Here is a 22,295-nt window from a genome sequence, read left to right as displayed (position 1 = left end):
GCCGTCAAGCGCTCGCTTCACGCGATCACGAGGATTTCCGCCGATTCGCCTGTCTTTGCTACGGGTGCGTTGCCGGGGCGGACGATCATACAGGTCGACCGCGCGAGCGTGAGCAGCATCGAACTGTCCTGGATCGTCGAGGCATAGGCTTTCCCGTGGCGCAGTTCGGCGCGGAGATAGTCGGTTCGGGCGTTGTTGGCGGGGAGGTCTTCGCCGAGCAGTGCGTGCGTGGATTGGGGGAGCGGGTCGCGCGCACCGGCCATGTGCGCGACGACGGGCTTCACGAACAGCGTCGCGGTGACGAACGCGGAGACCGGGTTGCCGGGGAGGCCGAGCACCATCATCTCGCCGATCCGGCCGGCCATCATCGGCTTGCCGGGACGTAGCGCGATCCGCCAGAAATCTATGGTGCCGCCCGCGGCTTCGATTGCGGGGCGGACGAGGTCGTGGTCGCCGACTGAGGCGCCGCCGGTGGTGACGAGCAGGTCTGCCTCGACGCCGGCGAAGGCTTCGCGGAGGATGTCTAGATTATCGGGGAGGATGCCGAGGTCGATGATGTCGACGGGCATGTCGGCGAGCATCGCGGCGAGCATGATGCCGTTCGATTCGGGGAGCGCGACGCCGTCGGTTGTCGAGCCGGGCGGGACCAGTTCGTCGCCGGTGGCGGCGACGGCGACACGGACGCGACGGTTGACGGTGAGGCTGCCGTGGCCGCCGGTTGCGGCGACGGCGATGCGCGCGGGGCTGAGGCGATCGCCCGCGGCGATCAGGCGGGTGCCGGTGGAGAAGTCGAGGCCCTTGCGGCGGGTGTTGCGACCGAGCGTCGGGGGGCCTTCGCCGGCCAGGATCAGGGTTTCGCCGTCACGCTCGGCTTCTTCCTGGACCATGACGGTGTCGGCACCTTCGGGCATGGCGGCGCCGGTGAAGATGCGAGTGGCTTGGCCGGCGGCGACCTGGCCTGCGAAGGGGCGGCCGGCGGCGCTTTCGCCGATGACGGTCCAGGGGCCGGGGAGGTCTGTGTAACGGATTGCGTAGCCGTCCATCGCCGAGAGGTCGGCGGCGGGTTGCGTGCGGCGGGCGAGGATGTCCTCGGCGGCCCAGCGGCCGGCGGCTTCGCGTAGCGTCACGGTCTCGCTAGCGACGCGGGGGGCCATGGCGAAGAGGCGGGTCTGGGCTTCGGCGACTGGGACTAGGGTCATGCGTAAGGCTCTGTTTCTGGGCGGCTCTCCTGCTGGAAGTGCAGGAAGTTCACACGCTGGGAGACATTTGGCGGGCGCGGTTCTGAGGTTTCGGGTTTGGAACGGTCTCGTCCGGTAGAAGGTCCGGCGGAGGGGGTGAGTTTTGGCGTGTCTGGTGCTTTGCCATGGGTCTGGGACGTAGGACAGGTGTTGTTGGAGTTGCGACAGGACGGTCCGTTGCTCTCTGGGCTGCTTGATATCGAACGTTTGCGACATCTTTCTTGTTCTCCCGCGAAGGCGGGAGTCCAGTCTGGGTCCCCGCCTTCGCGGGGAAACAGGGGTTGGGCGGACGTCGCGCTTCGTTACTGTGACCTTCCCAATTGGGCCCCGGCCTTCGCCGGGGTGGTGCTGTGTAGAGGCGCTACTCCCTTTCTAACCAACGGGGGAATGCAGGTGATCGCCTGTTGCCTCTTCGCACGCTCGGCCAGCGCCGGTTCATCCGGAGCAGGGCTTTGTTTGGGGGAAAGAGACACCAGATCAGCATGATGACACGCAATCAGCCTCGGGCGAGAGACAGGATCGGGGCGGCGGTGGGCGCTGTCCTATTGCCGGGGGTGCTGGGCTATGCGCTGCTCAATGGGCTGGTGGTGACGATGCCGGCGGCGGTGAGCGACGCGTTGAAGGTGTTCGATGTGGCACCGCCTCCGCCGCCGCCGCCCGAGGAGAAGGTCAGACCTCGACCGTCGCCTAGCCGGAAGCCGGAGGGGGCTGCGTCGCCGCCTAATATGAAATCGAAGGCTACCGAATTGGTGGCGCCGCCGCCGGTGGTGCCGGTTGTTATCCCGCCGCCGGTCGTCGTTGCGGAGAAGGCTGGGGTGGGGGCCCAAGCTACGGCGGGCGCGTCGGATGTGCGCGGGCCGGGGACGGGGAGTGGCGGGGTCGGGAATGGCACCGGGAGTGGGGGATATGGCGACGGCGACGGCGGGGGTGGCGAGGAGACGCCGCCGCGGTGGCGCAAGGGGCGGTTGAAGGACTCCGACTATCCGGACGACGGTGCCGAGACCGGGATCAGAGGGCGCGTATTCGTGCGGTACGTGGTCGAAACCGATGGGCGCGTGTCGCGGTGCCGGGTGACCCGGTCTAGTGGGAGCCGGGAGCTTGATGCACTGACGTGTCGGCTGATCGAGCAGCGGTTTCGGTATGATCCATCGCTGGATGCGGCGGGGCGACCAGTGGAGTCGACGATCGTGGAGAGCCACGACTGGTCTATGGATGACGATTGAGGGGTGAGTTCGCCTCGCTTGGCTTGCCCTCACCCTCGCCGCCTTTGGCGTCTTTCCCTCTCCCCTTTGGGGAGAGGGTTTTGTTTAGGCGGTCCAGTTGCCGGATTTGCCGCCGGACTTTGCGCGGACGCGGATGTCGGTGAGGACCATCGTCTTGTCGATCGCCTTGGCCATGTCGTAGATCGTCAGGAGCGTTACCGTGGCGGCAGTGAGCGCTTCCATCTCGACGCCGGTCTTGCCTTCGGTCGAGGCGGTGGCGGTGGCGGTGACGCCGGTTTCGTCGACTACCAGGTCGATTTCCACCTTAGTGAGCGGGAGCGGGTGGCAGAGGGGGATGAGATCGCTGGTGCGTTTGGCGGCCATGATGCCGGCGACGCGCGCGACTGCCAGGACATCGCCCTTTTTCGCGGTGCCGGCGCCGATCGCCGCTGCGGCTTCGGTGGACATGGTTATGCGGCCGGAGGCGACGGCTTCGCGGGCGGTGACTGCCTTGCCGCCTACGTCGACCATGCGGGCCGCGCCGGCTTCGTCGATGTGGGTCAGGCCGGTCACCCGATCAGCGCCCGCGTGGCCGCTTCGACGTCGTCCTGGCGCATGAGCGCTTCGCCGATCAGGAAGCAGTGGATGTCGTGTTCGGCCATCGCGTCGAGCTCCGCGCGCGTCGTGAGGCCGCTCTCGGCGACGAAGGTGCAGTCCTTGGGCGCCTTGCCGACGAGGTCGTAGGTGCGCTGGAAGTCGACCGAGAAGTCGCGCAGGTCGCGGTTGTTGACGCCGATCAGGCGCGACTTGAGTCTCAGCGCGCGCTCCATCTCGTGCGCGTCGTGGACCTCGACCAGCACGTCCATGCCGCATTCGAGCGCGGAGGCCTCGATCTCGGCCATCTGGACGTCGTCGAGCGCGGCGACGATGATCAGGATGCAGTCGGCACCGATCGCGCGCGCTTCGGTCGACTGCCATGGGTCGACCATGAAGTCTTTCCGCAGGACGGGGATCGAAACGGCATCGCGCGCGGCCGTCAGATAGGCGTCGGAGCCCTGGAACCACTTTTCGTCGGTCAGCACCGACAGGCATGCGGCGCCGCCGGCTTCGTAGGCGCGAGCGTGGGCTACGGGATCGAAATCGGCGCGGATCAGGCCTTTCGAGGGGCTCGCTTTCTTGACCTCGGCGACCAGCGCGTATCCGGTCTTCGCGTCGAGCGCGGCGCGGAAGCCGCGGGGCTTCGACATGCGGGCGATGCCGGCGTCGATGTCGGCGAGCGAGGTCGTTGCCTTGCGCGCGGCAACTTCGGCGCGCTTGGTCTCGAGGATACGGTCGAGCATGGTCATGTCAGTAGGCGATCCAGCGGGCGAGCAGCGCGTCGGCGCTGCCGGTGTCGAGGGCGGCGGCGGCTTTAGCAGCGCCGTCGACGAGAGTGGGGACGGTGCCGGCGACCATCAAGGCGGCGGCGGCGTTGAGCAGGACGGCGTCGCGGTAGGCGCCGGCCTCGCCTTTCAGCAGGCGGCGGAGTGCGTCGGCGTTGTGGTGCGCGTCGCCGCCACGGATGTCGGTGATGGCGTGGCGGGTGAGGCCTGCGTCTTCGGGGGTGACCTTGCCGGGGAGCGTAACGCTGCCGACCGAGGCGACGATGCTGGGGCCGGCGCCCGACAGTTCGTCGAGGCCTTCTTCGCCCGAGACGACGAGCGCGGCTTCGGTGCCGAGCTGTTCGAGTGCTTCGGCGTAGAGCGACACATAGTCCGGGCGGGCGATGCCGATGAGCTGGCGGGTGGTGCCGGCCGGGTTGGCGAGCGGGCCCATCAGGTTGAAGATCGTACGCTTGCCGATGCGTTGGCGGATCGGGGTAATGCGCTTCATCGCCGGATGGTGGTTGGCGGCGAACAGGAAGGCGATGCCGATCTCGTTGAGGCTTGCCTCCGCGGTGGCGCCAGCGCGGTTCATATCGAGGCCGAGGACTTCCAATGTGTCGGCGGCACCGGCCTTGCTCGAGGCGGCGCGGTTGCCGTGCTTGGCGACGGGCACGCCGGTTGCCGCGACGACCAGCGCGACGGCGGTCGAGACGTTCAAGGTGTGGTGGCCGTCGCCGCCGGTGCCGCAGACGTCCATCGCGCCGGCGGGGGCGTCGATCGGGATCATCCGGTTGCGGAGTGCGCGCGCGGCTTCGGCGATCTCGATGCTGGTCTCGCCGCGGGTCGCGAGGTCGGTGAGGAAGGTGGCGATCGCGTCGTCGCTCGCGCGAGCGTCGAGGATGTCGGCGAACGCTTCTCGGGCGGATTCGCGGGAGAGGGGTGAGGACGGATCGGGAAGGAGGGTGGTTGTGGTCATGCCGCCACCGCAATGTTTTCCGTCATGCCGGGCTTGTTCCGGCATCCACGGTTTCGCGTAGCCAATCGATCGCGAGCGTGCGGGACCATGGACCCCGGAACTAGTCCGGGGTGACGGAGGGCTCGGGCGGCGGTCATATCTCAAGGCCTTCGCGTGGCTTGATCGGGATGCCGGCCATCTTCAGGAAGTTGGCCAGCATTGCGTGGCCATGTTCGGTGGCGATGCTTTCCGGGTGGAACTGGACGCCGTGGATCGGCAGCGTCTCGTGGCGGAAGCCCATCACCGTGCCGTCCTGCGTGGTCGCGTTGACGACCAGCGTGTCGGGGACTGCGTTGACGATCAGCGAGTGATAGCGCGTGGCGATGAACGGCGAAGGCAGTCCGGCGTACAGCCCGGTATCGTCGTGGACGACGGGCGAGGTCTTGCCGTGCATGAGGCCGCCGCGCTCGACCTTGCCGCCGAAATGCTGGCCGATCGCCTGATGGCCGAGGCACACGCCCAGCAGCGGCTTGCCGGCATCGGCACAGGCGGCGACCAGGTCGAGGCTTACGCCCGCCTCGGTCGGCGTGCAGGGACCGGGGGAAATGAGGAACGCGTCCGCGCCCGACGACAGAGCCTGCCCGGCGGAGATCGCATCGTTGCGGACGACCTCCACCTCGGTACCCAGCTCCATCAGATAATGGACGAGGTTCCAGGTGAAGCTGTCGTAATTGTCGACGACGAGGATCATGGCGCCGCCATAGCCGATGCGGGGCGCGGTGCAACAGCGCTCGGCCGGGACGGTTCGGCGCTAATTGTCCTTGGTAAGGTCGCGAACGGCGATGGCGGTTCCTATATCGCCCGGGCAGGCGACCATCATTCAGTGCGGAGCAATGCTGCATGACGGACGTTATTCGCTCAAAGGAGCCTGATCCATGTTTCGTACCGCCGTCCTCGCCGCACTGATCGCATTCCCCGCCATGGCGTACGCGCAGGAGGCGCAGGTCGACACCCCGCCGCAGCGCATTCGCAGCGTGACGCTGACCGGGGATCAGGCGTGCCCGAAGTCGACCGCGGGCGAAGTCGTGGTGTGTTCGACGCTCGACCAGCCGTATCGCATCCCGAAGCAGTTGCGCGACGACAAGCCGATCGCCGCGCAGAACCAGAGCTGGGTCAATCGTGCGGCGTCGATGGATCAGCTCGGGCGTGTTGCCGGCGGGTTGCCGGATACATGCTCGGCGGTCGGGACTGGTGGCCAGTCGGGCTGCTTCCTGGCGCGGAACAATGCCTATGCCCAGGAGCGTCGTGCGCCGGCTAGCGAGACGAATACCGCGCCGTAAGCCTTTTTTGCGATAAGAGATTTTGAGATTTAAATCTCCCCGGCGAAGGCCGGGGCCCAGTTGGGGGACGGCGCCAACCGATCGCTGCGCTTCGTTACTACGACCTTTCCAACTGGGCCCCGGCCTTCGCCGGGGTGGCGTTAGCTGGCTGGTCTACTGACCGAAGCCCGGAGCTTTGGCCCGGCTGACAGCCTCGCGTGCAGCGGCGATGATCGCGCCGGCCTTGGCTTCGCATTCGCGTTGTTCGTATTCGGGGATGCTATCGGCGACGATACCCGCGCCGGCCTGGACGTGGATCGTGCCGTCCTTCACCACTGCGGTTCGGAGGACAATGCACGAGTCCATCGAGCCATCGGGGGAAAAATAGCCGACCCCGCCCGCGTACGCGCCGCGGCGTTCGGGTTCGAGTTCGGCGATGATCTGGCAGGCGCGGACTTTGGGCGCGCCGCTGACGGTGCCGGCGGGGAAGCCCGCGAAGAGCGCGTCGAGCGCGTCCTTGTCTGGCGACAACATGCCGACGACGTTCGAGACGATGTGCATGACGTGGCTGTAAAATTCCACGCCGTAGCTGGCGGTCACCTTCACCGACCCCGGCGCCGCGGCGCGGCCGACGTCGTTGCGGCCGAGATCGAGCAGCATGAGGTGTTCGGCGCGCTCCTTGGGGTCGGCGAGCAGGCTGATGCGGTTCGCTTCGTCCTCGGCGGCGGTCTTGCCGCGCGGGCGCGTGCCGGCGATCGGGCGGATCGTGACTTCGTCGTCGCGGACGCGGACGAGGATCTCGGGGCTCGAGCCGATCAGCGCGAAGCCGGGCAGGTCGAGGTGATACAGGAACGGCGAAGGGTTGATGCGACGTAGCGAGCGGTAGAGCTCGAACGGCGGCAGTGCGAACGGCGTGCTGAAGCGCTGGGCGAGCACGACCTGGAAGATGTCGCCGGCGAGGATGTAGTCCTTTGCTGCCGCGACCATCTCGCCGTAGCGGCCTTCGGGGAGCGCGGGCGTGTAGGTGGGCTCGGCGACGTCGGCGCGGATCGGTGCGGGGACGGGCGTGCTGGCGAGCTTGGCGGCGACCGCGTCGAGACGATCTTCGGCCTCGGTCACGATCGCATCGGCATCGCGTGCGGGATCGGGCCAGGCGGGCGCGACGAGGTAGAGCGCGTCGGTCAGGCGGTCGAACACCAAGATGACGGTCGGGCGTACGAAGATCATGTCGGGCAGCCCGAGCGGATCGACCGGCGGCTGCGGGAGGGTCTCGACCAAGCCGATCGTCTCGTAGCCGAAATAGCCGACGAGGCAGGCTAGCGCGCGGGGCAGTTCGGCGGGAACGTCCGCGCGGCATTCCGCGACCAGCGCGCGCAACGCATCGAGCGTGGGGACCGGGCACGGCTCGAACGTCTCGCGATCGGTTGCCCAGTGACGGTTGATTTCTGCGCTATGGCCATGCGCACGAAACAGCAGATCGGGCGCGAGGCCGATCAGGCTGTGGCGACCGCGGGTCTCGCCGCCCTCGACCGATTCGAGCAGGAAGTCGCCACGTCCCGGCTCGATCAGTTTCAGCGCGGCGGCGACCGGCGTTTCGGTGTCGGCGACCTGGCGATGCCAGACGAGCGCGGGACGCCCTTCGGCCAAGGCTTCACGCGCGCTCGTCATGCGATCAGTTCCCGGCGCTGCCCTGGCCGAGCAGGTCGGCACGGACGCGCGCGAGTGCGGACGGGTTGGTCTTCACGCCGACATCGGCACGGACCGCCTTGGCGAACTGCTCGACATATTCGCGACCGACCGAGCGGGCGATGTTGCCGCGTGCTGCCTTGATCGCCGCGTCGTTGCCGGTCGCGTTGCCGCTCTGGACGCTGTCGAGCTTGATCACGAACCAACCGCTGTCGTCGGGTGCGGCCAGCGTCTTGGCGGTGTTCGGCGCCATGCTGAACATCAGCGCGAGCGCGGGCGGTGCGCCGCGCGGATCGGCGGCGAGCTGCGCACGGGCGGCGGTCAGCGTGCGGGCAGGCGGCATCGGCAGCTTGGTCTGTGCGAGCGACTGCTGGATCGGCATGCCCTTGTTGATGCGCGCAAGCACTTCGCCGGCGACGCGACGTGCGGCCTGGCGAGCACGATCGGCGGTCACGTCCTTGAGCACCGCGGCGCGAACCTGTGCCAGCGGACGCGGGGCCGAATGGACGACGCGGCCGAGCGCCACGACGGCGAAACCGCCATCGGTGCCGACCTGGACCAACTGCGGACCGTCGCCATCGGCAGCCTGGAACGCTGCGGCGACGAGCGGCGTAAGCGCAGGGTCGGGCTTGCTGGCGGGGTCGTCGGGGTTGAGGCCGCTGGCGATCAGCGCAGGCGTGGTGACGGCCGCGAGCTTCTGGTCGGCGATGACTTCGTCGAACGTCGCGTTCTTCGACAGCGAGTCGTCGATCTTGTCGTGGATCGACGAGAGCGCCTCGGCCGACTTCTGGATACCGAGCGCGGCGGCGATTTCGCCACGGACCTGATCGAGCGAACGCGCAGCGACCTTTTCGATCTTGTCGACCTTGGCAACGGTCCAGCCAAGCGGCGTGCGGACCGGGCCGATCACCGCACCGCTGGCGGCGGCGAAGACGGCATCGGCGACCTGCGCGGACGTCGTTCCGGCATAGGCGGCCTTCTCGACACCGGTCTGGGTCGAGGCTTCGAGCCCTGCACCGCGGGCGGCGTCGGCGAGGCTGGCGCCACCCTTCACCTTGGCGTCGATCGCGGCGGCACCGGCCTGGTCGGCGACGACGACCTGCGTGATGTCACGCTTCTCGGTCGCGGCGTAGCGTGCGCTATCCTGCTGATAGGTCTTGGCGATCTCGGCGTCGGTCGGGACGGCCTGTGCCTTGACGGCCTCGGGCGTGATCATCGCGTAGCGGACGACGCGGCGTTCGGGGACGGTATAGCGGGCGATGTTGCGCTGATAGAAGGTGTTGAGGTCCGCATCGCTCGGCGCGGGGCCGACGGGGACGACGGCGGCAGGAATGAAGCCGATCGTGCCGGTGCGCTTTTCGAGCAGCAGCGACGCGTAGGGAAGTGCGAGCTGGCTGGCGACCTGGGTCGCGCCGTTCGACGGCAGCGTCAGCTGCTGCGCGAAGGTATCCCGCTCGATATCGCTGCGGATCTGCGCGTCGGTCAGCTTCCGCTGGGCGAGCACCTGGCGGTAGAGATCCTCGTCGAACTTGCCGGTCGGGCCCTGCAGCGCGGGGATGCTGGCGATCTGGCCGTCGATCGCGCGCTTGCTGACGACCATGCCCTGCGCGCGGCCGAACTGCTCGAGCGCCATGCTGGAGATGATCCGGTCGAGCGTGCCGTCGAAGCCGCCCTGGTTGACGAAGGTCGCCATGTCGAGCGTCGGCTGCTGCTGGCGGAAGCCCTCCATCTCGGTCTGCGCCTGCGTCTTCAGCTGGTTCGCGGTGACGTCCGCCTTGCCGACCTTGGCGACGTCGCCGCCGGTGATCCCGGCGCCGCCGGTCATCGAGCTGAGCCCGGTGACGTCACCCGCCGCGAACGCGAGCGCGATCACGCCGAGTACCAGGAACGTGATGATCACGCCGACCTTCGAATGGGTAAGGCGGCGGAAGAAAGCGAGCATGGACAGCCGATCGACAGGGATAGGAACGCGGTTGCTTTACGGGGGCGAGGGCGGCTCTTCAAGTCGGGCGCGCAACGTTGCTTGGGGTTGTGTGGGGTTGTGCGGGGCGGGTGCGGCGCTATCGCTGGGCAAAACACGCGGGAGATGACGATGCGGCGTAAGCTTGTAGCCGGAAACTGGAAGATGAACGGGTCGCGCGCGGCGCTGGCCGAACTTGATACGATCGCTGCGGCAGCGGCCGGCGCGCCGGGCGTTGACGTCGCGGTGGCGGTGCCGTTCACGCTGATCGACGCGGCGTCGCAGCGCGTGCCTGGGTTGGCGATCGGCGCGGAGGACGTGCACGAGGCGGATTCGGGCGCGCATACCGGGTGCGTGTCGGCGTCGATGGTCAAGGAAGTCGGCGCTAGCTTCACGATCGTCGGCCATTCCGAGCGTCGCGCGGACCAGCATGAGACCAGCCACGACGCCTGGGCGAAGGCGGCGGCGGCGCGGCGGCAGGGGCTGAACGTGATCCTGTGCTGCGGTGAGACCGAGGCGGAGCGCGATGCGGACCGTGCAGAACGTGTCGTTCAGGCGCAGATCGAGAAGTCGGTGCCGGACAATGCGGATGGGAGCTGGTTCACGCTGGCGTACGAGCCGCGTTGGGCGATCGGGACGGGGCGCACGCCGACGTTGGACGAAATCGCGGCGATTCACGCGATCGCGCGCGCGAAGTTGCGGATGCTGATCGGTGATGCGGCGGCCGGGGTGCGGATCCTGTACGGCGGGTCGGTGACGGGGGCGAATGCAGCGTCGATTCTCGATACGCCGAATGTCGATGGGGCGCTGGTCGGTGGTGCTAGCCTGACCGCCGAGAAGTTCGTGCCGATCATCGAGGCAGCCGCGGGGTTGTGACGGGCGGTCCGGTCGATCTTGATCCGGATCTGGACGTTTACGATCCGGATCTCGGATAGAGCGTGTTAAGTCTCGATAAACATGGCGGTCTTATGGTCCGTGACACGATTCGACGGTCAAGTTTCAGGCTGGGACTTTGATCGGACAACTTCGGTGCGAGGGTTGATATGGCCAGGTGGTTCCCCGGTTGCGTGAGTGCCTCGCTGATCGCGAGCGCCGTTTTGTGTCCGATCGCGGCGCGTGCCGAGACGCCGCGTGAGTTGCTGACGCAGGCCGGGTTCGTCGACCGCGATCGCAATGTCGCGCTGGCGCGGATCGACCGGGCGGCGGCGGCGGCGGGGCAGGCGCTGAGCCGTTCCCCGAACGACGCCGAGGCCGCGATCATGCAGGCGATGGCGAAGGGGTATCGCGCCAAGCTGCTCGGCAACCGGAGCGAGGCGATCGCCGCGCGGAAACAATATGAGGCGCTGGTCGTCCGCTATCCGCGCAATGCCGAGGCGCAGGCGGCGCTGGGCGCGTGGCATGTCGGGGTGATCGCGAAGCTCGGGCGGTTCGTCGGGCGGGCTGTCGCGGGCGCTCAAAAGGCTACCGGGTTCGAGGCTTTGGATCGGTCGGTGGCGCTGGGTGGTAACCGGGCGATGTTTGCCGGGCTTGCCGGGTTGCTGCGGCTGGAGCTGGACCCGAACGATGCTCGGGGACGGGCTTTGGTCGAGACCGCGAGCAAGGCACCGACGCCGACTGCGATCGACGGGTATGTGCGGAAAGCTGCCGTGGCGGTTCTGGTGCCGTTGCGGGCTGGCGATGCGAATGCGACGAAGGCTTTGGCGGACAAGCTGCTGCCGTTCGGGCAATTCGCGACGAGTTAGCTGGTCCTGCGCGGAACTCGGTAAAATACCCAGTTCCCCCGCGGAGGCGGGGGTCCAGGGTCACGAACGCTATCCTGTGAGACCCTGGGCCCCCGCCTCCGCGGGGGAACGGCTAGGCGTCGTACCGCTTAGCCAACATCGCGAACGCGGCGCGGAGGGCGTAAGCCTCGCCCCCCTTAGGCCGACCCGGCTTGGCCGACGGCCGCCACGCGAACACATCCAGATGGGCCCACGCCGCGGTCTTCGGTACGAACCGCCGGAGGAACAGCGCGGCGGTGATTGCGCCCGCGAACCCGCCATCGGGTGCGTTGACCATGTCGGCGATGTCCGACTTGAGCATCTCGTCATAGCCGTTCCAAAGCGGCAGGCGCCACATCTGGTCGTTTTGCTCGAGCCCCGACGCAAGCAGGTCCGCCGCTAGGGATTCGTCATCGGTGAACATCGGCGGCAGGTCCGGGCCAAGTGCGACGCGGGCCGCTCCCGTCAGCGTCGCGAAGTCGACGATCAGTTCGGGATTGCTCTCGCCCGCCTTCGTCAGCGCGTCGCCAAGGACAAGGCGACCTTCGGCGTCGGTGTTGGTGTTCTCGACCGTCAGGCCCTTGCGCGTGGCGAGCACGTCGCCGGGGCGGAAGGCGTTGCCGGCGATCGAGTTCTCGACCGCAGGGATCAGGAGGTGGAGACGGACCGGAAGCTTGGCCGCCATCACGAGGCTCGCCAGCGCCAGCGCGTGCGCCGCGCCGCCCATGTCCTTCTTCATCAGCCGCATGCCGGCGGACGGCTTGATATCTAGCCCGCCGGTGTCGAAGGTGACGCCCTTGCCGACCAGTGCGATGCGGGGGTGCGACGGGTCGCCCCATTCGAGTTCGATCAGCCGTGGCGCGCGGTCCTTGCTGGCGGCCTGGCCGACTGCTTGGATCATCGGGTAGCCGGTCGCTAGCGCATCGCCTCGCGTAGTGGTGACGGTCGCTCCGTGGCGTTTGGCGAGCGTCTCGGCGGCGGCTTCGAGGTCGGCGGGGCCCATGTCGGACGCGCCGGTGTTGACGAGGTCGCGGACGAGCGCGGTGGCTTCGGCGAGGCGAACCGTCTCGTCGATATGCGCAGCGTCGGCGGTCAGGAGTATGCGGGGGCTGGTTGCGTCGGGCTTCACGTACCGCGTGAACTGGTGCTGGGCGAGCATCCAGCCAAGCCCGGCTGCGCCGACCGGCCCCTCCGCTAGGCGATACGTGCCCTCGGGTAGCGACGCGCCGAGCGAGGCGATCCGCCAGGGGGACGTGACGGCTTCGTTGCAGACCAGCAGCATCGACCAGTCGTCCGCGGTCTCGCCGGGCAGGACCGCGCGGTCGCCGGGCTTGCCGGTCAGCCGGTGTGCCGCGATCGTCGTGCGGATGCGCTGCGACTGTTTGGCGAGCCAGCCTTCGTACGCGTCGGGCTGGACGACGTGGATCGTCCGGGCTGGCTGGCCGCGGTCGGGTTGGAGCATCGAGGCGAAGTCGGTCATTGTGCGGGTGCCACCAAAAGTTGTTCGTATCGGCCGTTCGCGCCGGGCTCGGCATAGGTGCTGAGCGAGAGCGTGCGGTCGGGATAGGTGATGCGGTAGGTGCGGTTGACGAAGCCACCGCGCAAGCGGGTCTTGCCGGTTTGTGCGAACGCGGTGGGCTCGCCGAGCGCGCCGAGGCTGGTCTTGTAGTCGGTCAGCGCGACCGGCTTGAAGTAGTAGTTCGCGTCTTCGGTCAGGCCTTTGCGGTCGAGTGTGCCGGTCCGGAGCTGGTCGTAGACGGCGCGGGCTCGGGCGAGCGCGGCGGTGTCTTCGGCGCTGGCGGCGGCGGGCGGCAGGACAATTTTTGCGACGCCCGCGGCGATGCGGCCCGTTGCGTCGCTGAACCAGCTGTTGGTGAGGACGACGATGGCCGCCTTGTCGTCGGGATAGACGGTGTTCTCGGACAGGAAGCCGACCGCTTCGCCGCTGTGTTCGACGTAGCGACGGCCGTTCGCGCTGCCGGTGAAGACGCCGAGGCCGTAGCCGTTGCTGCTACCGTCCGCGAGTTTGACCGGGGTTTCCTGCGCGGCCCAGTCGTCGGCGGGGAGCGTGGTGCGGTTGAGGCGCGCGACGTCCCATTTAGCGAGGTCTTCGGCGCTCATCGAGAGTTCGCCGGCGGCGTAGAGCCAGCCGTCCGCGCTCGGGGTTTCGGGGCGGACCGGGCCTAGTGCGAAGCGGCCATAGCCTTGCGGGAACGCCTTGCCGATCGCCTTGTCCTGGTCGAGCGCGCGGATGTCGAGCGGCTTGAAGATGCGTTGCTGGAGGAAGCTCAACAGCGGTTGTTTGGCGACTTTCTCGACGATCAGGCCGGCGACGACGTAGCCCGTGTTCGAATATTGCCACTGCGTGCCGGGCTGGAAATCGAGCGGCTTCTTGGCCCAACGATCGACGATCTGCTGCGGCGTGACGGGCTTGGCCATGGCCGCGAAGCTGTAATCCTGCGGCCAGTAATCCTGGAGGCCGGAGGTGTGGCTGAGCAACTGGCGGATCGTGATGCGGTCGCCGCCGGTGATGCCGGGGATGTATTTCGCGACGGTGTCATCGAGGCTCAGCTTGCCCTCGTCCTCGAGCATGAGGATCGCGGCGGCGGTGAACTGCTTTGAGATCGAGGCGATCTGGTAGGGGAGCTTAGGGTCTGCCTTGGCAATCGCCTCGGACGGTTTGCCGTACGCCTTGGCGAACACGACCCGCCCGCCGCGGACTACCGCGATCGAGGCTGAGGGCACGCCGGTATCGCCGAGCGCGCCGGTCGCCAGCGTGTCGATCTGCGCGGTTTCGGCGGGGGTGAGCGATTGCGCGATGGCGGGAGCGGGGAGCAGCGCGGCGACGGCGAGGAGGCGGAGGATCATGGCGCGCAACGAAGCAGAACCGGCGTGCGCGCGCAACGCCGTGATTTTTATTCCGTGACGGTTGAAGGGGTTAGGCTAGGGCAGAAATGTTGACGGAACACGTCGTGTTACACGCACGTTTCATCGTCCGACCGGGAGCCTTTTTAGTCTTAGGGGACACAACCATGCTGTATACCATCGCCGTCATCCTGCTGATCCTCTGGCTGGCAGGCTTTGCCTTCCATGTCGCAGGCGGACTGATCCACATCCTGCTGGTGATCGCGGTCATCGTCGTTCTGGTGAAGCTGTTTACCGGCCGCAACGTCGTCTGACTTTGGTTCTCCTGCGGACGCAGGAGTCCAGAGTTACGGGCGATATCGCTTGGAATCCTGGGCTCCCGCTTTCGCGGGAGAACAGTAAGCGGGGTTAGGCGACAGGCACGCCGTAGAGGTCGTGGTCGTCGGCATCTTCGATCGTAACCGGGACGATGTCGCCGACCGTCAAATGGCCGGCATCGCGGAGGAAGACTTCGCCGTCGATTTCGGGCGCATCCGCCTTTGAGCGGCCGGTCGCGCCTTCCTCGTCAACCGCATCGATGATGACGTCGAGCGTGAGGCCGATCTTGGCCTGCAACTTGGCCGCGGAGATCGCCGCGGTCTTTTCCATGATGCGGGCGTAGCGCTCCTCCTTGAGCTCTTCGGGCACGTGGTCGGGGAGCAGGTTCGCCGCCGCCCCTTCGACCGGCTCGAAGCGAAACGCGCCGACGCGGTCGAGTTGCGCCTCGTCGAGCCAGTCGAGCAGATACTGGAAATCCTCCTCGGTCTCGCCGGGGAAGCCGACGACGAAGGTCGAGCGGATCGTGATGTCGGGCGCGATCGTCCGCCAGTTGTGGATGCGCTGGAGCACTTTCGCGTCGTTGCCGGGGCGCTTCATCCGGCGCAGCACCGATGGTGCGGCGTGCTGGAACGGAATGTCGAGATACGGCAGCACGAGGCCCTCCGCCATCAGCGGGATGACGTGGTCGACGTGCGGGTACGGATAGACGTAGTGGAGGCGGACCCACGGCGCGATCTTCCCGAGTTCGCGCGAGAGATCGGTCATGTGCGCGCGGACATCTCGGGATTCGTTGCGCGACATCGGACCGCCGGTCTTCACCGGCCAGCTGGCGTGGCGCAGGTCGACGCCGTACGCCGAGGTGTCCTGGCTGATGACCAGCAGTTCCTTGGTGCCGGCTTCGACGAGCTTCTCCGCCTCGCGCAGAATCGCGTCGGGGCGGCGGCTGACGAGGTCGCCGCGCAAGCTCGGGATGATGCAGAACGAGCAACGGTGGTTGCAGCCCTCCGAGATCTTCAGATAGCTGTAGTGGCGCGGGGTAAGCTTCAGGCCGGCGTCGGGGATCAGGTTGAGGAACGCGGACGGCGGCATCGGTGCCGCCTCGTGAACTGCGCCGACGACCTGCTCATATTCGTGTGCACCGGTGATCGCGAGGACCTGCGGAAAGCGCGCGCGGATCGCGTCGGCTTCCTTGCCCATGCAGCCGGTGACGATGACGCGGCCGTTCTCGGCGATGGCCTCGCCGATCGCCTCGAGGCTCTCCTCCTTGGCGGAGTCGAGGAAGCCGCAGGTGTTGACGAGGACGATGTCGGCGCCGGCATAGTCGGGCGACATCTGATAGCCGTCGCCGCGGAGCTGTGTGAGAATCCGCTCGCTGTCGACGAGGTTCTTCGGACAGCCGAGCGAGACCATGCCGATCTTCGGCGGGGAGGGGAGTGTTGTTGCCATGAAGCCCGCGCACATAGGCGCAAAGTTCGGTTTTTTCTAGGCGGCGGAAAATGCATCCGCCATGGGTGGGGAGATTGCGCGGGAAGGAACCGATATGCTGGCGATTGGACTGATGTCGGGGACGTCGCTCGACGGGATCGATGCCGCGTTGATCGAGACCGACGGCGAGGCGTTCGTGCGGCCGATCGCGTTTCGTGGCGAGCCGTATTCGGATGCGGCGCGGGCGCAACTGGCGGAGGCCACGCGGATGGCGCTGACGTTCGACAAGCCGCGCGCCAGTCCGCCGGTGGTCGCGGCGGGGGAACTGATCACGCGCGCGCACGTGTTCGCGGTGCACAAGCTGCTGGCGGATGCTGGCGTCGCGGCGGCGGAGGTCGATGTGATCGGTTTCCACGGGCAGACGATCGCGCATCGGCCGGATCGGCGCTGGACGTGGCAGATCGGCGATGGGGCGGCGGTCGCGCGGGCTACCGGGATCACGACGGTGTCGGATTTTCGCTCGGCGGATGTGGCCGCGGGCGGGCAGGGGGCGCCGTTGCTGCCGGTGTATCATGCGGCCTTGGCGGCGGGGCTCGAGGGGCCGGTCGCGGTGCTGAACCTTGGTGGGGTGGGGAACATCACCTTCATTCCCGGTGGGCGGGACATGCATGATTCGCGGGAGATGTCGCCGGAGCGGGCGCAGATGATGGACCGGGATGGGCTGGTAGCGTTCGATACCGGGCCGGCGAACGGGCTGATCGATAGCTGGGTCGAGGCGGAGACTGGTGCCCGGTATGATGCCGGGGGGGCGTTGGCGGCGTCCGGGCGGGTCGACGAGACGGTGCTGACGGCGATGCTCGATCACCCGTTTTTCGATGCGCCTCCGCCGAAGTCGCTGGATCGGAATGATTTTACGATCCAGCCGGCTCGGGGGTTGTCCGCTGCTGATGGGGCGGCGACTTTGACGGCGTTTACCGCGGCGACGGTGGCGGAGGCTTTGCGGCATTTGCCGGCTCGGCCGGTTCGGTTGCTGGTGGCGGGGGGTGGTCGGCATAATCCGACGATGCTGGCGATGATCGCCGCGCGGACCGGGTTGGTGGTGGAGCCTACCGATGTGCTCGGGTGGAACGGCGATGCGCTGGAGGCCGAGGGGTTTGCGTATATGGCGGTTCGGACGCTGAAGGGGCTGGCGATCAGCTTTCCGGGGACTACGGGCGTACCGGTGGCGATGGCTGGTGGGGTTGTGGATCGGGTTTAGTTTGTCGGCCAACGTGTAAAAGCTTGTTCTCCCGCGAAGGCGGGAGCCCAGTCTGGGCTCCCGCCTTCGCGGGAGAACAAGGAAATGCAAGCCCGTCCGGTGGCGGATCTCCACCCCGGCGGAGGCCGGGGCCCAGTTGGGAGACGTTGCTAACTGAGGCTGCGCCCTACCACTGCGACCTTTCCAACTGGGCCCCGGCCTTCGCCGGGGTGGTGCAGGGTGGGGTGGGCGGCGGCCTCGTATCTCGTATTAAAGTATCAGTGCGGCTTCTTCGCCTTGGCCGGCTTCTTCGGCTCGGGCTTCTTCTCGGGCGCCTTCTTCTCCGCCGCGTCCTTCGCGCGCAACGCAGGCGCTGCGATCGCCGCTGCGATCCCCGCAATCACCGTAGCGCCGACCGCGATCGCCGTCTTCGGGTGCGACTTCACCGCGTCCGTCGCGGTCGCGAGGCCAGCCTTGGCCGCATCGGTCGCGTCCTCGACCCAGTCGCTGGTCGCCGCGTTCTTCTTCGCATCGGGCTTCGGCTTGTGGTCGTCGTCGTGATGGACCTTGGCGTGCGGCATGGCGGAGTTGGGGATCGACGACATAGGGCTTGTCCTTCGGTAGGGGATGATGCCCGATAAACCGATCGCGTCCGTGACGGTTCCGTTACGGTCAGCCGCTCACCGCGCCAAACTCACCGTTTGCGGGTCAGTTCGCGCATCGCGTCGTCGAGCCCGGCGAGGCTCAGCGGGTACATCCGGTCGGTCATCAGCTCGCGGATGATGCGGACCGACTGCGAATAGCCCCATTGCGCCTCGGGCACCGGGTTGAGCCACGCCGCCGCCGGATAGGTATTCGTCAGCCGCTGCATCCACACCGCGCCCGGCTCCTCGTTGAAATGCTCGACCGAGCCGCCGGGATGGGTGATCTCGTACGGGCTCATCGACGCGTCGCCGACGAAGATCAGCTTGTAGTCATGGCCGTATTTGTGGAGCAGGTCCCACATCGGCGTGCGCTCGGCAAAGCGCCGCGTATTGTCCTTCCACACGCCCTCGTACGGGCAATTGTGGAAGTAGAAGAATTCGAGATTCTTGAATTCGGTGGTCGCGGCTGAGAACAGTTCCTCGCAGAGCTTGACGAACGGGTCCATCGAGCCGCCGACGTCGAGGAACAGCAGCAGTTTCACCGCATTGCGGCGTTCGGCGCGCATGACGATGTCGAGATAGCCCTGCCGCGCGGTGCCGGCGATCGTGCCGTCGATGTCGAGTTCGTCGGCGGCGCCATCGCGCGCGAAGCGGCGCAGGCGGCGGAGCGCGACCTTGATGTTGCGGGTGCGGAGCTCCTTGGTGTTGTCGAGGTTGCGGAATTCGCGCTGGTCCCAGACTTTCAGCGCGCGCTTGTGCGTGCTTTCGCCGCCGATGCGGACGCCTTCGGGGTTGTAGCCGCCATTGCCATACGGGCTCGTGCCGCCGGTGCCGACCCATTTGTTGCCGCCCTGGTGGCGTTCCTTCTGCTCCTCCAGGCGTTTTTTGAGAGTCTCCATGATCTCGTCCCACGAGCCGAGCGACTTGATTGCGGCCATCTCCTCGGGGGTCAGGAATTTCTCGGCGACCGCCTTCAGCCAGTCCTCGGGGACTTCGCCGGCGGGTGTGCCGTAGCTGGAGGCGAGACCGCGAAAGACCTTGGCGAAGACCTGGTCGAACTTGTCGAGCAGCCCCTCGTCCTTCACGTACACCGCGCGGGAGAGGTAGTAGAAATCCTCGGGCGTCCGCTCGATCACCTCGGCGTCGAGCGCCTCCAGCAGGATGAGGTGCTCTTTCAGGCTGGCGGGGATGCCGGCGCTGCGGAGTTCGTCGAGGAAGTTCAGGAACACAGGCTCACGTCCTCACTTGGTAGCCGCGATCGGCAGTTCGATCGCGCTGGGGTGCGCGGCCGAGTGGAAGACGCTGATCGTGGCCTTGCGGTAGTCGGCGGGTTTCGCGTCGAAGATGTTGGGGACGTAGGTCTGCGGGTTGCGGTCGTAGAGCGGGAACCAGCTCGACTGGACCTGCACCATGATGCGGTGGCCGGGGAGGAAGACGTGGCTGGCGTTGGGCAGCACGACGCGGAAATGGGTGGGCTGGCCGGCGACGATCGGGCTCGGCTTCTCGAAGCTGTCTCGGTAGCGGCCGCGCAGAATGTCCATCGACACGGCGAGCTGGTAGCCGCCCATCTCGGGCTTGTCGGAATATTCCGCCGGGTAGACGTCGATCAGCTTCACCACGAAATCGCCGTCGGTGCCGGTGGTGCTGGCGATCAGGTCCGCGACGGGGGCGCCGGCGATTGCGACCGCGGTCGTCAGCGGGGGCGTCTGGTAGGTCAGGACGTCTGTGCGATCGGAGAACGGGCGCTGGTCGTCGACGAGCCATTGCCGCCAGGTCGAGCCGGTCGCGTAGGTCGGGCGGATTGGGCGGAGGCGGTAGGGGATCGGCTTGGCGGGGTCGGAGATGTAGTCGTCGTGGCCGTCCTGCGCCGGGGCGGTGGCGCCGAGGCCGCTGGCGGGCTGGAAATAGAGTTTCTGCGTAGCGGACGCGTTCGGCCAGCCGCCGAGCGTCTGCCACTGGTTGGTGCCGGTCTGGAACGCGGTGACGGGGGCGAGTGCGGGTGGTGTCGCGCCGGTCTTCAGCGCGCCGTCCAGGAACGGAAGCAGGACGTTCTTGCGGAACCAGAGCGCGGTGTCGGCATCGAAGCGGATCGCGCCGAGCGTCGATCCGTCACCGTTCGCGCCGCCATGCGCCCAGGGGCCAAGCGCGAGGTGGTTGACGTGGTTGGGGTCGACTTTCGATACGGCTTCGTAGGCCGCGACCGCGCCGTAGATGTCTTCCTGATCCCATTGGCTGGCGACCCAGAGCGTCTGCACGGTCTGCGGTTGCTTGGGCAGAATGGTCTCGAGCGCCTGACCTTGCCAGAATGCGTCGTAGGTCGGGTGATCGTGGAGGCGATTGACGAAGGGGAGCTGTTCGAGCCCGCGGCTCTTCACGAACGCGCTGGCGGATCCGGCGCGGAGGAAGGTGTCGTAGTCGTCGTACGCGTCGCGCCAGAGGTCGCCGGCTTCGCCCTTCGCTGCGTCCTGCGTGTAGTAATAATCGTAGCCGATCTGGCGGAAGGCGCCGCCGTGGAAGTCGTCGTCGCCCTTCCAGGTGTTGATCACCGGGTTCATCGGCACCGCGGCCTTGAGTGCCGGGTGCGGGTTCACCAGCGCCATCGCGGCCATCATGCCGTCGTAGCTGCCACCGATGATGCCGACGCGACCGTTGCTGTTCTTTAGGTTCTTCACGAGCCAGTCGATCGTGTCGTAGGCGTCGGTCGAGTGATCGACTTTCGTCTTGTTGAGCGGGCCGATCAGCGGGCGTTCGTTTATGTACGCGCCGTTCGAGCCGTTCTTGCCGCGGACGTCCTCGAACACGCGGATGTAGCCGGCGTCGAAGAACATCGCGTCGGATGCGCGGAGGTTCATCGCACCGCTCGGGCTGGAGGATCGGCTGGCGACGCTCTCGGCGTTGTAGGGCGTGCGCTGGAGCAGGATCGGGGCGTCGGTGAGCCCCTTGCGCTGGACGATGACCGCGTGGAGCGTGACACCGTCGCGCATCTTGATGTCGACCTCGCGGCGGTCGAAGTCGAAGCTCGTATTGGCGGGGACGAACTTGGCGGGGATGTCGCCACCGGGGGGCGGGGACTTTTCCTTCTGTGCGCCGACGATTGTGGGGGCGGTGGTCGCGAGCAAGGCCAGCGTGACCGTCGTAAGAGCCTTGAACCGCATCATCATCCTCACCGTCTTTTCAGCAACGGTGGTGGCACGGTTTCGAGGGTGGCGGCAATGCTTAGTATTTGAGCGCGCGGCTCTTCTGGCCCCCCCCTCCCTGGAAGGGAGGGGCTGGGGGTGGGTAGGTTTCAGTATCGCGGCACGGTTGCGACTAAAGCGGGCCGACCCACCCCCGACCCCTCCCTTCCAGGGAGGGGGGGTAGCAGGAAGGGGATGTTCAGCGTGCGATGGGTTCGCCGCTTACCGGCACATACGCGTCGATCAGCGCACCGACATAATCCGGGTTCCGGCTCGTCAATTCAGCGGCAGCATGCGCGTGGCCGTAGATGAAGCCATACACCGGATACACCCCGCCACCGAGACCATCGACGTCCTTGTACCAGACCTTGACGTCGCTCCAGTCGTTGTTGCGCGAGACGTCGAACAGCGTGACGTCTTGTTCGGCATGCCCGCGCTCGCCGTTCTGGCGCGACCAGTTGGCGTGGGTGAGCATGACGACGCGCTTCTCGACCACCCGGCTGACCACCGCGACATGGCCGAACGGCAGGCGCGGGGTCTTGGCGAAGACGATGACCGCGCCTTCCTTTGGCTTGTGCGTGCGTTCGTACTTGCCGTCGGCCTGCTCCCACCATGTCCAGGCGTTGCCGTAGATCTGGATGCCCGACGCTGCGCGGGCGAAGGGGACGCACTGGCCGACATAGTCGAGCAGAGAGGCGGATGCGGGGGCGGCCATGCCGATTGCCAGCAGTGCCGGCGCCCAACGACGGAAAGCATACAATCTCATGCCGTCACCTTGCCGGACAGGTATGGCATTATTGTTGCCGCAGATGGTTAATGTGCATCAAGCATTTGGTCTAGCAGCGTCGTTGAAGGGATGCGCGACTGTTCGCTCGACGTGGTTCCCACAATCCCGATCACAATCCCGATCACAATCGATCGGAATATGTGAGTCGTTGTCTTGCGATGCCCTTGATACGTAACCGTATTAATGAGCCATCCCAGCAATCATCAGTACGTCGCGTGCTTTGCGTCCAAAGTGGTCGCGTCCCCGCTAACTTCAGGTTTCTACGTCGACTAGGCATGTCACGTGGTTTTTATGTCGGTTCAGATATCGAGTCGGACGGATGATCACAGCTTCGCGTTTTCATAAAAACATAATGAGGA

General features: G+C 66.9%; 20 protein-coding genes. 6 read left to right on the top strand and 14 right to left on the bottom strand.

Features of this window, described 5'->3' with window-relative positions; translation table 11 throughout:
- Positions 1–17: 17 nt before the first annotated feature.
- Positions 18–1,199: a molybdopterin molybdotransferase MoeA gene (locus C8J25_RS13235; RefSeq protein ID WP_107954853.1), complete on the bottom strand. Its 1,182-nt coding sequence runs from the start codon at positions 1,197–1,199 to the stop codon at positions 18–20.
- 569 nt (positions 1,200–1,768) lie between these two features.
- Here C8J25_RS13235 and C8J25_RS13230 point away from each other — a divergent pair.
- On the top strand, positions 1,769–2,461 hold the full coding sequence (locus C8J25_RS13230; RefSeq protein ID WP_244187080.1) for an energy transducer TonB: 693 nt from the start codon (positions 1,769–1,771) through the stop codon (positions 2,459–2,461).
- A gap of 84 nt (positions 2,462–2,545) precedes the next feature.
- Here the strand turns inward: C8J25_RS13230 and moaC are convergent, their stop codons facing one another.
- The 4 genes from moaC to C8J25_RS13210 form a co-directional block, all read right to left on the bottom strand.
- On the bottom strand, positions 2,546–3,013 hold the full coding sequence (gene moaC, locus C8J25_RS13225; protein ID WP_107954852.1) for a cyclic pyranopterin monophosphate synthase MoaC: 468 nt from the start codon (positions 3,011–3,013) through the stop codon (positions 2,546–2,548).
- Complete coding sequence (gene trpC / locus C8J25_RS13220) at positions 3,010–3,786, bottom strand: indole-3-glycerol phosphate synthase TrpC (protein ID WP_107954851.1); 777 nt, start codon at positions 3,784–3,786, stop codon at positions 3,010–3,012. The genes moaC and trpC overlap by 4 nt, the downstream gene beginning before the upstream one ends.
- 1 nt (position 3,787) lies before the next feature.
- Positions 3,788–4,780 (bottom strand): anthranilate phosphoribosyltransferase, encoded by a 993-nt coding sequence (gene trpD, locus C8J25_RS13215; RefSeq protein WP_107954850.1) that lies wholly within the window; start codon positions 4,778–4,780, stop codon positions 3,788–3,790.
- Between the two features lie 133 nt (positions 4,781–4,913).
- Positions 4,914–5,510: an anthranilate synthase component II gene (locus C8J25_RS13210; protein WP_107954849.1), complete on the bottom strand. Its 597-nt coding sequence runs from the start codon at positions 5,508–5,510 to the stop codon at positions 4,914–4,916.
- Between the two features lie 184 nt (positions 5,511–5,694).
- On the opposite strand from C8J25_RS13210, the gene C8J25_RS13205 reads away from it, so the two are divergent.
- Positions 5,695–6,099, top strand: coding sequence for a hypothetical protein (locus tag C8J25_RS13205; protein ID WP_107954848.1), 405 nt, complete (start codon positions 5,695–5,697; stop codon positions 6,097–6,099).
- Between the two features lie 153 nt (positions 6,100–6,252).
- Here the strand turns inward: C8J25_RS13205 and trpE are convergent, their stop codons facing one another.
- Both trpE and C8J25_RS13195 read right to left on the bottom strand, forming a co-directional pair.
- Positions 6,253–7,746 (bottom strand): anthranilate synthase component I, encoded by a 1,494-nt coding sequence (gene trpE / locus C8J25_RS13200; RefSeq protein WP_107954847.1) that lies wholly within the window; start codon positions 7,744–7,746, stop codon positions 6,253–6,255.
- Between the two features lie 4 nt (positions 7,747–7,750).
- Positions 7,751–9,706, bottom strand: coding sequence for a peptidylprolyl isomerase (locus C8J25_RS13195; protein ID WP_107954846.1), 1,956 nt, complete (start codon positions 9,704–9,706; stop codon positions 7,751–7,753).
- A gap of 150 nt (positions 9,707–9,856) precedes the next feature.
- On the opposite strand from C8J25_RS13195, the gene tpiA reads away from it, so the two are divergent.
- A complete protein-coding gene (gene tpiA, locus C8J25_RS13190; RefSeq protein WP_107955016.1) occupies positions 9,857–10,600 on the top strand; it encodes a triose-phosphate isomerase in 744 nt (247 codons plus the stop codon).
- A gap of 167 nt (positions 10,601–10,767) precedes the next feature.
- Positions 10,768–11,466: a hypothetical protein gene (locus tag C8J25_RS13185; RefSeq protein ID WP_107954845.1), complete on the top strand. Its 699-nt coding sequence runs from the start codon at positions 10,768–10,770 to the stop codon at positions 11,464–11,466.
- Positions 11,467–11,578: 112 nt separating this feature from the next.
- On the opposite strand, the gene C8J25_RS13180 is transcribed toward C8J25_RS13185, so the two are convergent.
- Together C8J25_RS13180 and C8J25_RS13175 are read right to left on the bottom strand one after the other, a co-directional pair.
- Positions 11,579–12,964, bottom strand: a complete 1,386-nt coding sequence (locus C8J25_RS13180) for a leucyl aminopeptidase family protein (RefSeq protein ID WP_107954844.1) — start codon at positions 12,962–12,964, stop codon at positions 11,579–11,581.
- Entirely contained in the window at positions 12,961–14,352 is a 1,392-nt protein-coding gene (locus C8J25_RS13175; RefSeq protein ID WP_107954843.1) for a serine hydrolase domain-containing protein, read from the bottom strand. Before C8J25_RS13175 ends, C8J25_RS13180 begins: the two co-directional genes overlap by 4 nt.
- A 164-nt stretch (positions 14,353–14,516) precedes the next feature.
- Between C8J25_RS13175 and C8J25_RS13170 the strand changes: the two genes are divergently transcribed.
- Positions 14,517–14,663 carry a lmo0937 family membrane protein gene (locus C8J25_RS13170; RefSeq protein ID WP_107954842.1) on the top strand — a complete coding sequence of 49 codons (147 nt, stop codon included), beginning with the start codon at positions 14,517–14,519 and terminating at the stop codon, positions 14,661–14,663.
- Between the two features lie 94 nt (positions 14,664–14,757).
- Here the strand turns inward: C8J25_RS13170 and rimO are convergent, their stop codons facing one another.
- Complete coding sequence (rimO, locus tag C8J25_RS13165; protein ID WP_107955015.1) at positions 14,758–16,113, bottom strand: 30S ribosomal protein S12 methylthiotransferase RimO; 1,356 nt, start codon at positions 16,111–16,113, stop codon at positions 14,758–14,760.
- A gap of 94 nt (positions 16,114–16,207) precedes the next feature.
- Between rimO and C8J25_RS13160 the strand changes: the two genes are divergently transcribed.
- Entirely contained in the window at positions 16,208–17,350 is a 1,143-nt protein-coding gene (locus C8J25_RS13160) for an anhydro-N-acetylmuramic acid kinase (RefSeq protein ID WP_107954841.1), read from the top strand.
- A 257-nt stretch (positions 17,351–17,607) separates the two neighbouring features.
- Here C8J25_RS13160 and C8J25_RS13155 read toward each other — a convergent pair whose 3' ends face one another.
- The 4 genes from C8J25_RS13155 to C8J25_RS13135 all read right to left on the bottom strand — a co-directional run bounded on the left by C8J25_RS13155 (position 17,608) and on the right by C8J25_RS13135 (position 21,915).
- A complete protein-coding gene (locus C8J25_RS13155; protein ID WP_107954840.1) occupies positions 17,608–17,934 on the bottom strand; it encodes a hypothetical protein in 327 nt (108 codons plus the stop codon).
- Positions 17,935–18,023: 89 nt separating this feature from the next.
- Positions 18,024–19,202: a vWA domain-containing protein gene (locus C8J25_RS13150; protein ID WP_107954839.1), complete on the bottom strand. Its 1,179-nt coding sequence runs from the start codon at positions 19,200–19,202 to the stop codon at positions 18,024–18,026.
- A gap of 12 nt (positions 19,203–19,214) precedes the next feature.
- Entirely contained in the window at positions 19,215–21,128 is a 1,914-nt protein-coding gene (locus C8J25_RS13145) for a CocE/NonD family hydrolase (protein ID WP_167397722.1), read from the bottom strand.
- A 220-nt stretch (positions 21,129–21,348) separates the two neighbouring features.
- Positions 21,349–21,915 carry a CHAP domain-containing protein gene (locus C8J25_RS13135; protein ID WP_056482168.1) on the bottom strand — a complete coding sequence of 189 codons (567 nt, stop codon included), beginning with the start codon at positions 21,913–21,915 and terminating at the stop codon, positions 21,349–21,351.
- Positions 21,916–22,295: the final 380 nt, after the last annotated feature.

The sequence above is a fragment of the Sphingomonas faeni genome, assembly GCF_003053745.1.
GTDB classification, from domain to species: Bacteria; Pseudomonadota; Alphaproteobacteria; order Sphingomonadales; family Sphingomonadaceae; genus Sphingomonas; species Sphingomonas faeni.
Note: the sequence above shows the minus strand (reverse complement) of the source record. Positions and strands in the feature narration are given on the sequence as shown.

Bases quoted from the DNA above. Each gene is read 5' to 3' on its own strand.
- C8J25_RS13145 (WP_167397722.1), bottom strand. From the start codon at position 21,128: ATGCGGTTCAAGGCTCTTACGACGGTCACGCTGGCCTTGCTCGCGACC.
- trpD (WP_107954850.1), bottom strand. From the start codon at position 4,780: ATGACCACAACCACCCTCCTTCCCGATCCGTCCTCACCCCTCTCCCGC.
- C8J25_RS13135 (WP_056482168.1), bottom strand. From the start codon at position 21,915: ATGAGATTGTATGCTTTCCGTCGTTGGGCGCCGGCACTGCTGGCAATC.
- C8J25_RS13185 (WP_107954845.1), top strand. From the start codon at position 10,768: ATGGCCAGGTGGTTCCCCGGTTGCGTGAGTGCCTCGCTGATCGCGAGC.
- rimO (WP_107955015.1), bottom strand. From the start codon at position 16,113: ATGGCAACAACACTCCCCTCCCCGCCGAAGATCGGCATGGTCTCGCTC.
- C8J25_RS13160 (WP_107954841.1), top strand. From the start codon at position 16,208: ATGCTGGCGATTGGACTGATGTCGGGGACGTCGCTCGACGGGATCGAT.
- C8J25_RS13210 (WP_107954849.1), bottom strand. From the start codon at position 5,510: ATGATCCTCGTCGTCGACAATTACGACAGCTTCACCTGGAACCTCGTC.
- tpiA (WP_107955016.1), top strand. From the start codon at position 9,857: ATGCGGCGTAAGCTTGTAGCCGGAAACTGGAAGATGAACGGGTCGCGC.
- C8J25_RS13205 (WP_107954848.1), top strand. From the start codon at position 5,695: ATGTTTCGTACCGCCGTCCTCGCCGCACTGATCGCATTCCCCGCCATG.
- C8J25_RS13235 (WP_107954853.1), bottom strand. From the start codon at position 1,199: ATGACCCTAGTCCCAGTCGCCGAAGCCCAGACCCGCCTCTTCGCCATG.
- trpE (WP_107954847.1), bottom strand. From the start codon at position 7,746: ATGACGAGCGCGCGTGAAGCCTTGGCCGAAGGGCGTCCCGCGCTCGTC.
- C8J25_RS13180 (WP_107954844.1), bottom strand. From the start codon at position 12,964: ATGACCGACTTCGCCTCGATGCTCCAACCCGACCGCGGCCAGCCAGCC.
- C8J25_RS13175 (WP_107954843.1), bottom strand. From the start codon at position 14,352: ATGATCCTCCGCCTCCTCGCCGTCGCCGCGCTGCTCCCCGCTCCCGCC.
- trpC (WP_107954851.1), bottom strand. From the start codon at position 3,786: ATGACCATGCTCGACCGTATCCTCGAGACCAAGCGCGCCGAAGTTGCC.
- C8J25_RS13195 (WP_107954846.1), bottom strand. From the start codon at position 9,706: ATGCTCGCTTTCTTCCGCCGCCTTACCCATTCGAAGGTCGGCGTGATC.
- C8J25_RS13155 (WP_107954840.1), bottom strand. From the start codon at position 17,934: ATGTCGTCGATCCCCAACTCCGCCATGCCGCACGCCAAGGTCCATCAC.
- C8J25_RS13170 (WP_107954842.1), top strand. From the start codon at position 14,517: ATGCTGTATACCATCGCCGTCATCCTGCTGATCCTCTGGCTGGCAGGC.